The sequence below is a fragment of the Enterococcus sp. HMSC078F03 genome (genome assembly GCF_001811595.1).
Taxonomy (GTDB): domain Bacteria; phylum Bacillota; class Bacilli; order Lactobacillales; family Enterococcaceae; genus Enterococcus; species Enterococcus faecalis.
In genome coordinates, this window is the sequence record NZ_KV805556.1 from 12,467 (window position 1) to 29,408 (window position 16,942).

Annotated in this window: 10 protein-coding genes; 9 read left to right on the forward strand and 1 reads right to left on the reverse strand. The window is 36.2% G+C overall.

Going from position 1 to position 16,942, the window contains the following annotated elements; translation table 11 throughout:
- Positions 1-44: 44 nt before the first annotated feature.
- The 8 genes from HMPREF2810_RS05630 to sprE all read left to right on the forward strand — a co-directional run bounded on the left by HMPREF2810_RS05630 (position 45) and on the right by sprE (position 14,589).
- The gene (locus HMPREF2810_RS05630) at positions 45-440 is read left to right on the forward strand and encodes a hypothetical protein (RefSeq protein ID WP_002408845.1); all 396 of its coding nucleotides are present in this window, start codon (positions 45-47) and stop codon (positions 438-440) included.
- A 504-nt stretch (positions 441-944) separates the two neighbouring features.
- Entirely contained in the window at positions 945-6,572 is a 5,628-nt protein-coding gene (locus HMPREF2810_RS05635) for a TIM-barrel domain-containing protein (protein ID WP_025192232.1), read from the forward strand.
- Positions 6,573-6,653: 81 nt separating this feature from the next.
- Positions 6,654-8,612: an amidase domain-containing protein gene (locus HMPREF2810_RS05640; RefSeq protein ID WP_010715284.1), complete on the forward strand. Its 1,959-nt coding sequence runs from the start codon at positions 6,654-6,656 to the stop codon at positions 8,610-8,612.
- 418 nt (positions 8,613-9,030) lie between these two features.
- Entirely contained in the window at positions 9,031-9,762 is a 732-nt protein-coding gene (gene fsrA / locus HMPREF2810_RS05645; RefSeq protein ID WP_073340375.1) for a response regulator transcription factor FsrA, read from the forward strand.
- Positions 9,763-9,850: 88 nt separating this feature from the next.
- The gene (locus HMPREF2810_RS05650; RefSeq protein WP_002408849.1) at positions 9,851-10,579 is read left to right on the forward strand and encodes a quorum-sensing system protein FsrB; all 729 of its coding nucleotides are present in this window, start codon (positions 9,851-9,853) and stop codon (positions 10,577-10,579) included.
- Positions 10,576-11,919 (forward strand): sensor histidine kinase FsrC, encoded by a 1,344-nt coding sequence (gene fsrC, locus HMPREF2810_RS05655; RefSeq protein ID WP_010715283.1) that lies wholly within the window; start codon positions 10,576-10,578, stop codon positions 11,917-11,919. Before HMPREF2810_RS05650 ends, fsrC begins: the two co-directional genes overlap by 4 nt.
- A 234-nt stretch (positions 11,920-12,153) precedes the next feature.
- Positions 12,154-13,686 carry a gelatinase GelE gene (gene gelE, locus HMPREF2810_RS05660; protein WP_080005928.1) on the forward strand — a complete coding sequence of 511 codons (1,533 nt, stop codon included), beginning with the start codon at positions 12,154-12,156 and terminating at the stop codon, positions 13,684-13,686.
- A gap of 48 nt (positions 13,687-13,734) precedes the next feature.
- Positions 13,735-14,589: a serine proteinase SprE gene (sprE, locus tag HMPREF2810_RS05665; protein ID WP_002379530.1), complete on the forward strand. Its 855-nt coding sequence runs from the start codon at positions 13,735-13,737 to the stop codon at positions 14,587-14,589.
- Positions 14,590-14,736: 147 nt separating this feature from the next.
- Here sprE and HMPREF2810_RS05670 read toward each other — a convergent pair whose 3' ends face one another.
- Positions 14,737-15,567, reverse strand: coding sequence for an MBL fold metallo-hydrolase (locus tag HMPREF2810_RS05670; RefSeq protein ID WP_002419889.1), 831 nt, complete (start codon positions 15,565-15,567; stop codon positions 14,737-14,739).
- 391 nt (positions 15,568-15,958) lie between these two features.
- On the opposite strand from HMPREF2810_RS05670, the gene HMPREF2810_RS05675 reads away from it, so the two are divergent.
- On the forward strand, positions 15,959-16,813 hold the full coding sequence (locus HMPREF2810_RS05675; protein ID WP_002408854.1) for a LysR family transcriptional regulator: 855 nt from the start codon (positions 15,959-15,961) through the stop codon (positions 16,811-16,813).
- Positions 16,814-16,942: the final 129 nt, after the last annotated feature.

Below are 16,942 nucleotides of genomic sequence, written 5' to 3' on the forward strand. Positions count from 1 at the left end.
AGTTTTTTAGTGATTCGTTGATTTAATCTGAAAACCATGAAAGGATGGATGGAATGTTTGCGAATCTTACTCTCCGTGAGAGACGACTGCTTAAACAAGCACAAGTGGGAGCCACAATTAGCTTTATTCTTTTGTTTGTACCAATTCTGACAATCAGTCTTTTGCATACTAGTGACTCATTAGCAAAATGGCTAGGTATAGTTGGGGTAATTATGGTTTTACCATTGTTGTATTTTGCGTGGCAGATTTTAAAGATAGCATATAAAGATCAAAAAGATAATCCAACGCCTCCTTTGTGGGTTCCAAAAGTTTATGGAATTGGGCTTTCGATCAATCCCTATCACCGGTTTGGAAAGTTAATTTTTATATTGCTAGCGGTACTGATAGTTGGCATCATCATTAGTTTGCTTTTCACACCAGCAAGTCAAATCAATCACTAAAAAACGAGTAATCAACACCCTCTTGCTGAGCAGGAGGGTGTTTAATATTTTTAAATAGACTAAATTTGAGCAACAGGTATTAGATTTTTGAAAAAAGTCTTTCTTTTTCTGATGTGGATATTTTCGCAATAAAATCATCATTATAAGTGAATTAACAGGTTTATCAAGGGTTAATACTTGTTAATGGTGGCTGCTATAATTAACCGTTGACAAACACAAAAAAACCATCATACGATAATTATGTTATTAAAAAAGTGAAAAATTGGTAGTCGACAAATGAAAACGTATTCATTGGGAAATTGTGATTCTGTACTAAAATTTTTATATAAGATGAAAATAGATTGTTTTCATTTAATAATTTATTGAAAGGATGTGTTTATGAAGGGGTTACTGAAACTGACTTTCTAACAGTCTCAGTAAACTAAGAAAATCGTTATGACTTTTCATCTGGATAAAACTTTGTTGGGTTTTGGATTTTGTGAGTAATTGTGTCGGAACTATTCTATGGGAAGCAATTTTAAGGAGGAAAAAATGAACAAAGAGTATCAGGGTAAAAAAATTTACGGTAAAAAGCACTGGTTGACATTTTTATTAGTGAGTTCGTCTGTATTGGCGTTCCATTCGCTTGTTATGATGGATTCTCAAGTGGTTGATGCGCAAGAGCAAACAGCAAAAGAAGACGTAGCTGATTCAGCAACGTCAGTCGGAGCAATTGTGTCGATTGAAAAAGCGGAGAAAAACTTTGTCATTACGTATGCTTCTGGAAAAAAAGCACAAATTAGTATTTTAAACGACCATCTTTTTCGCTATCATCTAGATCCAACTGGTAAATTTGAAGAATATCCAACGCCAAATGATCCAAAGCATGTTGCGAAAATTACGGCTAAAACAATGGCCGACTATGGCACACAAGCCTTTGAGCAAACGAACGTCACAGATTCAGGAAACCAATTTACTCTAGAAAATAATGGTTTAAAAATTATATTCGAAAAAGAAAGCGCTTTGATGAAGGTTCTAGACAAGAAAAAGGATCAAGTCATTTTAGAAGAAACCGCTCCGCTATCCTTTAAAAATGATAAAGCTACACAAACGTTAAAACAAAGTAGTCAAGAAAATTATTTTGGCGGAGGAACTCAAAATGGTCGATTTACGCACAAAGGAACAGCTATCCAGATTGTCAATACGAACAATTGGGTAGATGGCGGAGTAACATCGCCTAACCCATTTTATTGGTCAACTGCAGGGTATGGCGTTGTTCGAAATACATGGAAACCTGGCAACTATGATTTTGGAAGTCATGATCCACAAACAACCACAACAACGCACGAAGGAACAGATTTTGATGCTTTTTATTTCTTTAATGATTCCTCAGCAGGTATTTTAAAAGATTACTATGAATTAACCGGGAAACCAGCTTTGATGCCAGAATACGGGTTCTATGAAGCACATTTAAACGCGTATAATCGGGACTATTGGGTGAAAGTAGCAGAAGGAACCGCGGGAGCAGTTAAGTTTGAAGATGGTAATTTTTACAAAGAATACCAACCAGGCGATCTAGGAAACTTAAATGGCACGCTAGAATCTTTAAATGGAGAAAAAGAGAATTATCAATTTTCTGCACGCGCAGTTATTGATCGATATAAGAAAAACGATATGCCGTTAGGGTGGTTCTTGCCAAATGACGGCTACGGTGCTGGCTATGGCCAAACAGATTCATTGGATGGCGATGTACAAAACTTAAAAGAATTTACTGATTATGCTCAAGCAAATGGTGTTGAAGTGGGGCTATGGACTCAATCTAATCTCCATCCAGCTGATCCTAAAAATCCTAAAAAAGGAGAACGGGATATTGCGAAAGAAGTTAGTGTCGCTGGTGTTAAAGCCCTCAAAACTGACGTGGCGTGGGTCGGGTATGGGTATTCCTTTGGCTTAAATGGTGTAGAAGATGCTGCAAATGTTTTTGTAAAAGAAACAGACGGCGCAGTTCGTCCGATGATTGTTTCATTAGATGGTTGGGCCGGAACCCAACGGCACGCTGGTATTTGGACAGGCGATCAAACGGGTGGTCAATGGGAATATATTCGCTTCCATATCCCAACATATATCGGGACTTCATTGTCTGGCCAACCAAATGTTGGTTCAGATATGGATGGAATTTTTGGTGGAAAAAATAAAGAGGTCAACATACGTGATTTCCAATGGAAAACTTTTACACCAGTACAGCTAAATATGGACGGCTGGGGCTCCAATCCGAAAACGCCATTTGCTTTTGATCAAGAAGCCACAGATTTGAACCGAGCGTATCTAAAATTAAAATCAATGATGATGCCTTATAACTACAGTATTGCCAAGGAATCAGTTGATGGACTACCAATGGTACGGGCTATGGCTTTAGAATTTCCTAATGAAGGAACAGCATATACAAAAGATTCTCAATACCAATATATGTGGGGACCCAATTTACTCGTTGCTCCAATTTATAATGGCAATCAAGATGAGGCAGGAAATTCAATCCGTGATGGAATCTATTTACCAGATGAAAAACAAGTCTGGGTTGACTTATTTACAGGCGAAAAATATCAAGGTGGCCGTGTCTTAAATGGAGTAAAAACACCGCTCTGGAAGGTGCCCGTTTTCGTCAAAGATGGCAGTATTATCCCAATGACGAATCCAAACAACAATTCAAAGGAAATCCAACGGGATCAACGATCTTTCTTGATTTATCCAAATGGCGCCACTTCTTTTAATATGTATGAAGATGACGGAATTTCAACTAGTTATGAAGCTGGGCAATCAGCTACGACTAAAATAAATAGTCAAGGCCCTAAATCAAACGAAAAAGGGGATCTGACCGTTACTATCGAACCGACAAAAGGAAGTTACAAAGGCTTTGTTGATGAACGAAGCACCACGCTTGATTTGCTAGCTTCAGAAGCACCCGAAAGTGTAACAGCAATGGTGGGGGGAACAGAAGTAACCTTGAAAGAAGCAGCTAATAAAGAAGAATTTTTAGCTGGCACAAATCTATATTATTTTGATAAAGAATTCCAAGTGAATCAGTATCTTTCTGAAGCTTCAGGAGAAAAACTGAACCAATCAGCGTTATCAGTAAAACTAGCGAAACAATCTGTGACCGCCAAAGATGTTCAAATAACTGTCAATGGTTTCATTAATAAAGGAACGATTGACGGAGGAAATACAACGGTCGATGACCAGTTAACTATTCCGGCAAATGTCGCAATCAATGAAGAAAAAACAACGCCATCTTCTTTGACTCTTCAATGGGATCAAGTAACTGAGGCAACAAGTTATGAAGTAGAGCGTGACGGGACTGTTTTCGGAAATATTCAAACGAATACAGCAACATTTGATGGATTTTCCTTCCTAAGCGAACATACTTTTCGAGTTCGAGCTGTTGGAAAAAATGGGGTTTCTGAATGGAGTGAACCGATTAAAGGAAAAACACAAGATGATCCCTATAAAGAAACAATTAATCAAGTCAAAGCAACAAGTAATTTACCAGAACAACCAGGCGCAGAATTGAAGAAATTAACAGATAAAGATTTAAGTACAGGTTGGCATACGAACTGGTCAACCGGCATCGCTAATCCAAGTGATGGGAATTTCTTGACTTTAAAATTTGATCTTGGTGCGGAGTATCAAATGGATAAAATTGAATACTTGCCAAGAGACAATGCCGGCAACGGAAATATTTTGCAGCTCCAGTATCGGACGTCGAAAGATGGAGCTAATTGGACAGAGTTTTCAGAACCTATTAACTGGAAGCAAGATGCTTTGACAAAAACCATTGAAACGAAGGACCAAGCGTATCGTTTTGTTGAAATGAAGGTATTAAAATCGGTGGGTAATTTTGGCTCTGGTCGTGAGATGCTCTTTTACAAACAACCAGGAACAGAAGGAATCTTACATGGAGACATTACTAACGATGGAACGATTGATGAAAATGATGCAATGAGTTATCGAAACTATACAGGCTTAGAATCGTTGGACAGTGATTTTAATGGCTATGTTGAAAAAGGCGATTTAAATAAAAATGGGGTAATTGATGCTTATGATATCAGTTATGTTTTACGACAATTAGATGGTGGGATTGAAATACCTGATGTCGAAGAAATTGCGGGCGGTTTATCCCTTGCTGTGGTTAATGAAAATGGCAAGGATACCTATCTTCCTGGCGATACATTAACCTTTACACTTAAAGGTCAAGACTTAAAAAATATTAATGCGTTAAGCACAAAAATGTCCTTTGATTCTAGCAAATTTGAACTTGTCGGTCAGCCTGCAACCACGAATAATACACAACACATGGAAAATTATTCTAAATATCGGAAACATTCAAATGATGTGGAGAATCTATATTTAGTTCTTAGTAATCAAGGAAATAAACAATTGTTAAACGGTTCAATGGACTTAGTTACCTTTAAAGTTAAAGTAAAAGAAACAACTCGCGTAAAACGTGCGACAACTGTTGAGCAGTCATTACAATTTGATATGAGTCAAGGCTTATTAGTGGGCCAAGGATTCCAACAAGCCACACTTTCAGATTTTTCTGTAACAGTGAAGCCAACAGAGCTAGTAGATAAAGAGTTATTACAAGCGCTAATTACGCTAAATCAAGCACGTGTCGAAAAAGAATATACACCTGAAACTTGGGCAATCTTTAAACCAATCTTAGATGAGGCAGTAGCTGTTCTAGCCAATGAGCAAGCCACACAGACAGACGTTTCTGCTGCTGTGGAAAATCTAGAAAAGGCTGTAGAACAGTTGGAAAAAATGCCTGATGTAGCGAATAAAGCTGATTTAGAAAAAGCAATTCAAGAGGGGCTAACAAAGAAACCAAGTGATGGGCAAGAATTCACCGAAGAAACTAAAAAAGTTCTCGAAGAGTCATTAGCAGCAGCTCAAAAAGTATTTGCTCAAGAAAAAGTTACCCAAGAAGAAATAGACCAAGCGACTAAAACATTGCGTGAAGCAATTGCACAATTAAAAGAACAACCCGTCGCCGTTGATAAGGAAACCTTAAAAGAGCAAATCGCTCAAGCCCGAGGAAGAAAGCCGGAAGAAGGATACCAATTTACAAAAGAAACAGAAAAACAATTGCAAGAAGCAATTCAAGCAGCTGAAGCAATCGTAGCGAAAGAAACGGCGACAAAAGAAGAAGTCTCAGAGGCTCTAAACGCATTGGAAACTGCAATGGCTCAATTAAAAGAAGTACCCCTTGTAAATAAAGACCAATTACAAGAAGTAGTCAAACGAGCGCAGCAAGTCACTCCAAGTGAAGGGCACCAATTTACTGCCTCCTCGTTACAAGATTTACAAAAAGCGCTTTTAGCAGCTAAAAACACATTGGAAAACCCAGCAGCTAATCAAAAAATGATTGATGAAGCGGTTGCTGAATTAACTAGCGCCATCGAAGGGTTACAAGAAGAAGCGTTAGTTACAGATAAAAAAGCCTTAGAGGCAATGATAGCCAAAGCAAAAGCAATCAAACCATCTGCCGGAAAAGAATTTACCAGCGAGTCTAAAGCGCGCTTAACTGAAGCAATTGACCAAGCGGAAGGGATTTTAGCTGATAAAAATGCTCGGCAAGAACAAATTGATACTGCTGAAAAAAATGTAAAAACTGCTTTGGATAGTTTAGAGGAACAAGTCCTTCAAACGGATAAAACAAAGTTGAAAGAACTGCTTCAAAAAGCAGAAACCTTGAAACCTAAAGCAGGAAAACAATTTACAAAAGCATCGCAAGAAGCTTTAGCTGAAGCAATTAAACAAGCAAAAGCACTTGTTGAGGACCCAAATGCGACGCAAGAAGCTGTGGACAAATGTTTAAGTATTTTAGCACAAGCCATTGAAGCAATGGCAGAAGAGCCAATCAGTAGCAACTCTACAGGCAACAATAGAAATCATGGCACGGTTAGCGGGACTGGTAGCGTAACCAGTCCAGGAAAGGGCACAGCAGCAGGTGGAACGACAACAAAAACCACCACTTCTGGTACTTTGCCAAAAGCAAATGAAGTTGTTTCGCCAATCTGGTCAATCAGTGGTTTTCTATTGATAGTAAGTATTGGTTTAGGAAAATTATTCTTCAAAAATAAAAAAGACCAAAATTAGCGTATCATTAACTTACAAGGCGCATTTGTACAAAAACAGTGTGCAAATGCGCAAGTAAGTAATAGGAGAGGATTTTTACGAATGAAAAGAAAGAAAATCAAGAATCAACTACTTGTTTTAACAAGTATTCTCGTTCTTCTGAGTTTGGAAGTCGCTCCAGTTGTTACGTTGGCTGCAGAATTACCAAGTAGCTCACTACAAACAGCTCTGTCCTCAGCAACAACAATTACTTCGGAAGAAAAAGTAACCGAAACAACCGAAACAACTGTTGCTACATCGACAACGTCCACTAGTAGTTCGTCATCTGAATCAAGTAGTTCTACCGATACGACTACGGAATCAACGAGTCATTCAACGACAGAAACGACAACCACAAATACTAGTTCTGAAACAAAAAAAGAACCTACAGAGCCGACAGTATCATCAGAAATCACGCAGCCTGTTGAACAATCGCAACCACTACAAGTTCCTGTGACCAAGCAAGAACCTGAAGAACCTATTCAAGTTCCTGAAGCCACCAATAACGTTGTTGAAGAAAATCAGGCTGTATCGTTAAATCCGTCCCTCAAAGTAGATGAAATAGCTTCTTCAAATTTAAAAGGCTACGAACTTCCACTGTTGTCGTCTTTTGGCGAAAAGAAACGGGCAGTCGTGGTGGCTGAAGCATTAAGACACGTTGGGAAAACAAAAAAAGAATTTAATTTGACGGAGCAAGTATTGACCAGTAGTTTCCTTGCCCAAAAAATTTACCAACAATTATTTAAAATAGACATTGGCAGTACACCGCAAGAACAAATGACATTTGGTAAAGCTCGTTCTATAGAGGAGGCAGAACCTGGTGATCTGATTTTTTGGCAAACAGCTGAAGGAAAAACGCTTCAAAATGGTGTTTATCTTGGCCAAGGAAAATATTTAATTGCCGCAGCGGAAGCGGATTCTAAAGAGAAACCAGAAGTAATTGGTCAGTTAGAGAATATCTATACTGCCAAACAACAACCAGACTCAAAAGAGGAAATACGCTTGGTAGTGACTAATCCTTTTAAGGAGTTCACATTAACGGAGTATGGCAAAGAAGTTTTAGCAACATATGGTGCGTCATTTGAAATGCAGAAGTCAGAACAAACCACAGCGTTTATTAAAAAAATTGGTGAGACAGCCAGAGAACTTGGCGAAAAATACGATGTTTTTGCATCAGTGATGATAGCTCAGGCTATTTTAGAAAGTGGCTCTGGCGAAAGTCAACTAGCCAAAGAACCTTATTATAATCTCTTTGGCGTGAAAGGTTCGTTCCAAGGAAATAGTGTTAGCTTTTCAACAAAAGAGGCTGATCAGAGGGGCCAACTTTATACAATTTCCGCTGGGTTTCGCGATTACGGTGGCTATAATGACTCACTGCAAGATTATGTTCAATTACTCCGACAAGGGATTGACGGAAATCAAGATTTTTATAAACCAGCGTGGCGTTCGGAAGCCAAAAACTACCTTCAAGCAACGCGTTTTTTAACAGGTAAATATGCAACAGACAAGCAATACGATAATAAATTAAATTCGTTAATTGCGGTTTATAACTTAACGCAATTTGATTTACCAAAAACAGTGGACGGTTTGATTATCCAATCTAAAAATGAGCTGTCAGAAGCGGAACAGCAACAAATGCATTTTCCAGTCTATGATGGGATCAATTATAATCGAAGTGGTAGCTATCCCGTGGGCCAATGTACGTGGTATGTCTATAATCGTTTCAAACAGTTGGGCACTTCTGTGGATGAATTTATGGGAAATGGCAGTGACTGGGGAAGAAAAGGACGTGCATTAGGCTATCAAGTTAGTTCATTGCCTAAAGCTGGTCGTGCGATTAGTTTCCAACCAGGAGTTGCTGGCGCAGATAATCAATATGGACATGTTGCTTTTGTTGAAGCGGTCACTTCTGATGGAATCATTATTTCTGAAAGCAATGTCATCAATGATCAAACGATTTCGTATCGTGTCTTACCTAATGTAATTGCTTATAGTAGTGGCGTGACCTACATTGGCGCTTAAGCGACTCATTCAACAGGAAGAAGTGTGGATGTTTAAGTAAAAAATTAGCACAATGATCCATGTGTGAACTAACAAATTAAAGTAACCAGAATCGACCAATGAATTGATTTTGTCATGTATAAAATGACAAGAACAGTTTGGCGGTTGATTCTTTGTTTTTCATCAACGAAGAGACAATAGTCCTCATGATTCGTTAGTAAAAGATGAATAGTCCAAAGTACTCTTTCTTGATGCTTTGTTATTTTATGTTTTTGTTTGCAGGAAACTACTGAAATCGCTATACTAAATTTATGTGAATATACTAACAGACAATCAATTTTTTATCTCTTTTATTGGTGTATAAATTGATTGAACATTATAATCATTTGTCTTTTGTTGTGTAATTTTATATCTTCTTGAGAAAGGGATGAGTGAACAAATGGCTATTTATATATTAGAAGACCAAATTATTCAAGCAAAAGCGTTAGAAGCATTGGTAACAAATATCCTACATTCAAGAAATATTTATAATGAAACAATCCATTTATTTTCACGTTCAGATGAATTATTACAAGTGGCACACCAGGACGCCCAACTAAATATCTTTTTCCTAGATATTCAAATGAACAATCATATCCAGGCAGGATTTGAGGTTGCCAAAGAAATCAGAAAAACAGACAGTGAAAGTCTGATTGTATTTATTTCTACTCACACAGAATTAGTTTTAACTTCCTACAAATATATGGTTTCAGCTCTTCAATTTATTCAAAAGAACGTGGATTTTCTAGATTTCCAAAAAGAGGTCGAAACATGTGTCGATGCATATATTCAACAAAAAGAAAATATAAAGACAAAAAGTGAATATATTATCATTAACTTAAAAGCATCTTCTATAAAAATGGATATTAATGATATTTATTTCTTTCAAACAGAATACGATCATCGTGTATCAATGGTTGGTAAAAATTTTAAAAGAGAATTTTATGGAACGTTATCAAAAATTGAACAACTGCATCCAGATTTGATTAGAGTCCATCAATCAATCATCATCAATAAAAAATATGCGTCAAAATTAAATTATAAAACGCATCTTTTAACTATGAGAGACGGAACGGAAGTACCAGTCTCAAGAAGATATTATACTCAGGTCAAGGCGCTATTTCTTACTTAGGGAGGGATAATGACTAATTAAGGAATTATCTATCTATTAGTCGCTATATTCGTTATAATTTAGTGCAATACTTGAAGAGGAGGGCGATATGCTAATCGATTGGATTCTAAAAAATATTATGGATATGGATCAGGAAGATCAATCAGGAAAAACACAATGGACAAAGTATTATCTAACCGTTTATTTTTCTGGCTTATTTAATTTTCTGATGATTCTGATTTTATCAGTTTTATTTGGGACGTTAAGCGAAACCTTTATTGTATACGTCATACTGATTTTTTTACGGCCTGTCGCAGGTGGCTGGCATGCAAAAACCAAATGGCTCTGTCGTCTAGAAAGCATTGTTATCTATGTTGCCATACCATTTGTATTGAAAAATTCTTCTGTGAGCTTACCGTTTATTTATAAAATTCTATTGATGTGCCTCTTAGTCGTATTATTTTATTGGTATGCGCCACAAGGAACAGCAATTGAACCTGTTCAGCCATCTGATTTAAACGTGCTCAAAAAGCAAAGCCTTATAAGGGTGTGTTTACTTATTTTATGTAGTCTGTTTGTCAAAGAAAAGATTGCTTCAGTAATACTCTACGGTCTCGTCATCCAAGGTCTGATGATACTCCCTGTAACAAAAAATTTAATTGAAGGAAGTGTTTTTATGAAATTTGGTAAAAAAATAATTAAAAATGTTATTGAAAAAAGAGTTGCAAAAGTCAGTGATGGTGTGGGAACTAAGCCTAGATTAAATCAAAATTCGCCCAATATATTTGGACAATGGATGGGACAAACTGAAAAACCTAAAAAGAATATTGAAAAATGATTTTGTCGTTATTAGCTACTAACGTTTTGCTTGTATCTAGCTTTATCGTTTTTGTCTTTTTACGAGTAACATTGATCAAGATTGAATGTAAAATACCGTTACTTTCATTGCTTATTGTCATTAATCTTTGTTCGTTTGCGGCATTAATGTTGGGCTACTCTTGGTTGATTTATGCGCTGACAGTCGTTGTTTTTACAGGATTTTTACTCATTCACAAAAAGAGGTTCTCAATTTTTAAAGCGATATTTTTATCCGTTTTTACATTGCTTATGGTTTCGTTTATCAATTACACGGAGCAAACGATTTTAAGTGTTTTTTTTCAACAGATTTATCAAAATAAATTATTATGGATTGCCTCAAATGTTCTTCTGTTGCTTATAAATATCTGGATTGCTTTAAAAATTCCCAATAGTGTTTTTTTAAGATTAAATCGTGTGTTAGAAAATAGCCGAATTTTTTTTGGTTGTTTACTTTTATTGTTGATTCTGTTGTTACTTTTTGTGTTTTTGATTTCGCCAGAGATTTCACCTGACTTTATGCGAGGATTTGTCACGGTAAATAGTTCTAAATTGGAGTTATTAATAAGTGTAGGTTTATTTTTAATTCTGATTGGCTTAGTCATTGAAGCTTATTTGGAAGAACAACGTATCAACACTCAATTATTGAATAATTTAACGATTTATACTGAAAAAATAGAATCCATTAACGAAGAGCTAGCGATGTTTCGTCATGATTATAAAAATTTATTGTATAGTTTACAAATTGCTATTTCATACGAAGATATTCTGGAAATCAAAAGAATTTATGAAGAAACGATTGCACCAACCAAAAAAATTATTGATAATGAAGAATTTGAACTTATGAAGTTAAATCGTTTGAAAAATATGGAACTTAAGGCACTCATAAGTATGAAAATTAATACCGCAAAGCAAGCAAAACTAAAAGTGATTGTTGATGTGCCAGAAGTATTTATTCTTGATACATCAATCGACTTAGTGGTTGTGATTCGTTTGTTGGCTATTCTATTAGATAACGCGATTGAAAACAGTGCAAAATCAGAATTGAAAATGTTCGCAATCTCAATTTTCAATAAAAATGAAACACAAGAGTTTGTGATAACAAATAGTGTCCAAGCCGAATTTGATTTTAGGGTTATGAAGAAAACCAAATTTAGTTCTAAAAGTAACCCTGAAGAGCACGGTTGGGGATTGTTATACGTAAAAGAAATTGTTGATTTTTCAGATCAATTTGATTTGCAAACGTCCTTCAATGAAGGATCGGTTACTCAACATTTAATTATTGAAAAAAATCATAACAGTAAAAAAGTTGTTAACGAATGAATTTGTTAACAACTTTTTTACTATGGTATTGAGATATGAGGGGCAATACAGGGAAAAATGTCGGCTGATTAAGGAATTTAGATAGTGCCGGTTAGGTAGTTGTCTATAATGAAAATAGCAACAAATATTTACGCAGGGAAAGGAGCAGTCGTTTAACGGGAAAGATTAGGGAGGATAAAGCAATACTTTTGTTGGGAAAAGAAATAAAAGGAAACTGGGGAAGGAGTTAATCGTTTGATGAAGGGAAATAAAATTTTATACATTTTAGGTACAGGCATCTTTGTTGGAAGTTCATGTCTATTTTCTTCACTTTTTGTAGCAGCAGAAGAACAAGTTTATTCAGAAAGTGAAGTTTCAACAGTTTTATCGAAGTTGGAAAAGGAGGCAATTTCTGAGGCAGCTGCTGAACAATATACGGTTGTAGATCGAAAAGAAGATGCGTGGGGGATGAAGCATCTTAAGTTAGAAAAGCAAACGGAAGGCGTTACTGTTGATTCAGATAATGTGATTATTCATTTAGATAAAAACGGTGCAGTAACAAGTGTTACAGGAAATCCAGTTGATCAAGTAGTGAAAATTCAATCGGTTGATGCAATCGGTGAAGAAGGAGTTAAAAAAATTATTGCTTCTGATAATCCGGAAAATAAAGATCTTGTCTTTTTAGCTATTGACAAACGTGTAAATAATGAAGGGCAATTATTTTATAAAGTCAGAGTAACTTCTTCGCCAACTGGTGACCCCATATCATTGGTTTATAAAGTGAACGCTACAGATGGAACAATTATGGAAAAACAAGATTTAACGGAACATGTCGGTAGTGAAGTAACGTTAAAAAACTCTTTTCAAGTAACGTTTAATGTGCCAGTTGAAAAAAACAATACGGGAATTGCTTTACACGGAACGGATAACACAGGGGTTTACCATGCAGTAGTTGATGGCAAAAATAATTATTCTATTATTCAAGCACCATCACTAGCGACATTAAATCAGAATGCTGTTGACGCCTATACGCATGGAAAATTTGTGAAAACATATTATGAAGATCATTTCCAACGACACAGTATTGATGATCGAGGGATGCCCATCTTGTCAGTTGTTGATGAACAACATCCAGATGCTTATGACAATGCTTTTTGGGATGGAAAAGCAATGCGTTATGGTGAAACAAGTACACCAACAGGAAAAACGTATGCTTCCTCTTTAGATGTAGTTGGTCATGAAATGACACATGGTGTGACGGAACATACTGCCGGTTTAGAATATTTAGGACAATCAGGTGCGTTGAATGAATCTTATTCTGATTTGATGGGTTATATTATTTCGGGTGCATCTAATCCAGAAATTGGTGCGGATACTCAGAGTGTTGACCGAAAAACAGGTATTCGAAATTTACAAACGCCAAGTAAACACGGACAACCAGAAACCATGGCTCAATACGACGATCGAGCACGGTATAAAGGAACGCCTTATTATGATCAAGGCGGTGTTCATTATAATAGTGGAATTATTAATCGGATTGGTTACACCATTATCCAGAACTTAGGCATTGAAAAAGCACAGACTATTTTCTACAGCTCGTTAGTAAATTACTTAACACCTAAAGCACAATTCAGTGATGCTCGTGATGCGATGCTTGCTGCTGCAAAAGTTCAATATGGCGATGAAGCAGCTTCAGTGGTGTCAGCAGCCTTTAACTCTGCTGGAATCGGAGCTAAAGAGGATATTCAAGTAAACCAACCAAGTGAATCTGTTCTGGTCAATGAATGAAAAAAATTCCCCAATTAAATAAAAATGGATAAGGAGTGGCATAATCTTATGAAAAAGTTCTCCATACGAAAAATTAGTGCTGGTTTTTTGTTTCTGATTTTAGTAACTTTGATAGCCGGTTTTAGCCTCTCTGCAAATGCAGAAGAGTATATCGTTCCTGCCGAAAGTCATTCACGACAAAAAAGATCGTTACTGGACCCTGAAGACAGAAGACAAGAAGTGGCAGATACAACCGAAGCGCCTTTTGCGTCAATCGGAAGAATCATTTCCCCTGCCAGTAAACCAGGCTATATTTCTTTAGGAACAGGCTTTGTTGTTGGAACTAATACAATTGTCACCAATAATCATGTGGCTGAAAGTTTTAAGAATGCCAAAGTATTAAATCCGAATGCCAAAGATGATGCTTGGTTTTATCCAGGTCGAGATGGCAGTGCGACACCATTTGGCAAATTCAAAGTGATTGATGTAGCTTTTTCCCCGAATGCGGATATTGCGGTAGTGACTGTCGGCAAACAAAACGATCGTCCAGATGGCCCAGAGTTGGGAGAAATTTTAACGCCATTTGTTTTGAAAAAGTTTGAATCTTCAGATACCCATGTCACAATATCAGGCTATCCAGGTGAGAAAAACCACACACAATGGTCTCATGAAAATGATTTGTTCACATCTAACTTTACAGACTTAGAAAATCCATTACTATTTTATGATATCGATACAACTGGTGGTCAATCTGGTTCACCAATCTATAATGATCAGTTTGAAGTAGTTGGTGTTCATTCCAATGGTGGCATTAAGCAAACAGGAAACCATGGTCAAAGACTAAATGAAGTGAATTATAACTTTATTGTCAATCGAGTGAATGAAGAAGAAAATAAACGTTTATCCGCTGTGCCAGCAGCGTAAAGAACCATAAAAATACTCGGAATTTCCAGAATCACGGGAAATTTCGAGTATTTCTGTTTTTTAAGATAGTGTAAGTTACGATATAAGTACCTTGTAATTATCGGTTAAAAGCATATAATAGTGCTGAAAAGAAGGCAAATAATCCGATTAAGTTAGTATTTCTAAACCATCATAACTCGTAATGATTTCATGCTTTTGAGATAAAGCCGCCATCTCCGCATAAGACAAGCCGCCATTGTGAGAAAAATGGTTGGCAACGTAAATCGTTTTATCTGTGACGAGTTTTCTTTCTTTTAATTCTGCAATTAATTTTAAATTTTCTTCCCAATTCATATGACTATTGCCAGTTTCGTTTGTTTGACTAGTACAATCTAAAGAAACAATACTAAGAAGTAAGTGGCTCTTTTCAAGATATTCAAACATTTCTGACGTAAAGTAACCTGTATCATGGGTGGATAAAAAAGCATCTTTACCATCGTCTATAACGAAAATAAAACAATCTTCACTGAAATTTCCATGTTGTGCAGGAAGGGGATAAATCGTATAGTTCGCAATAGTAAAACACTTGTAGGGCTGAATAACCTGATAATGTAATCGGGTATTGTCTTGACGACCTTCTAAATCAAAGGCGCGCTGATAAAACGTCTTAACTGCTTCATTTCCATAAACAGTTAAACGATTGGGAACATCTAATGCATAACCAGACATTCGATAAGCCAAATCCTCGCCGTAAAAATGATCGGAATGCCAATGAGAGATTAGTAAAGAGTCAAATTCTGCAAAACACAAGTCATACTGCAACAAGTGTAAATAAGAATCCCCTGGAAAATCAATCAGCAGGACATCATCAATAATTAATTGAGTTTGTGTACGAATTTCTCGTCCTTTTTTCTCTCGAGCGTACTTACATAATTTACAATTACAAAAAATTCCTGGAATCCGTTCTGCTGCACCCGTGCCTAAATAATTGATTTTCATTGGGAGTACCTAACCTTTCTTTGACATTCTTCATACTTAGTAGATAACGCTGAACCTTAAAGTAAATGGGCATGGAAACTGAAACATTTGTTGTGTCCATCTTACCTTTTTTAGAAAAGAATTGAAATGGAATTTCTTAAGTAAATTTGCGTAAAATAGAAAAAGCTAGACGCCTTTTTTAATAAGCTGAATTTGTTGCGAATGTTCATGCTATTTCCGAGATAAAGTTTTACCAAAGGCACTTTCATATCCATCTACTATTAGTTATAGAAAAATAACAAGATGGACATAGCTTATTAGAGCAAAAATAACTACGCTATTGATAAAGAGTGAGGCGTGTTTTGAACAGGTTACGTGGGCAAATGAATTTGAATAAAAGGGATGACAAAAGATGACTATTGAAAAATTAGAATATTTTTATACCATTGCAAAATATAATAGTATTTCCAAAGCAGCCTCTGAACTCCATGTTAGTAAATCAACCTTAAGTGCGTCATTAAAAGATTTGGAAAGTGAATTGGGCCATTTACTTTTTGACCGTAACGGGAATTCTTTGACGTTAAATTCCTATGGTGATAAAATCGTCCAATCTGTATATATCATTTTAAACGAGGCCAAGAAAATGAAACTTAATCTGCATGAAATGATTGAGAATCCAGTGATGCGTTTAGGTTTTGGAAATACGTCCTTGATGTATAAAGTGACAGAAAATGAGGATCAACTGAATCGTTTTTGGGAATGTTACCATGGTTCATCGTTTGAGTTATTGAATAAATTGGAGAATCATGAGTTGGATTTTGTGATTACTTCTGCAGATGTGAATAGTCCAGTTTTAAAGAAAGAACAATTAATTGAACTAAAAATGTATCTTTGTGTTTCAAGAGAAATTAAACAAGAAATTGAGGAAGAAGGTTTCATCTGTTTGACCAACTATCCATTTCTATTTTTGCCTCATCACTTAGATCATTTAGAAGCTACCAAGAGTGTGCTAGAAATGTTGCAATTAACAAGTCCGCTTGTTTGTTGCTACGATACGTTGATGCTTACTCGTCTCATTGAAAAAAGTAAAGGAGTTTATGCGGTGATCTCTCTTCGGAAAGAACAACTGCAGGAAATTGATTCTAAACTCTTCTTTTTACCGATTGAACGAAAACAAAAATTTTATTTATACCGAAATGTTTCCAGTTCGGTTTTTGTCCAACCTGGTCAAATCAAGGCAACTTTACAAAAGTTGCTAGAGACTTAGCCATTAAAATTACTTTGGAATAGTTACTAAAAATAGCTTTATTCGCTTAGATTTACTTCTGCTGCGGATAAGGCTATTTTTGTTGTTCATTGTTTAAAAGAGATGCTCAATTATGGGACTGTTCGATAT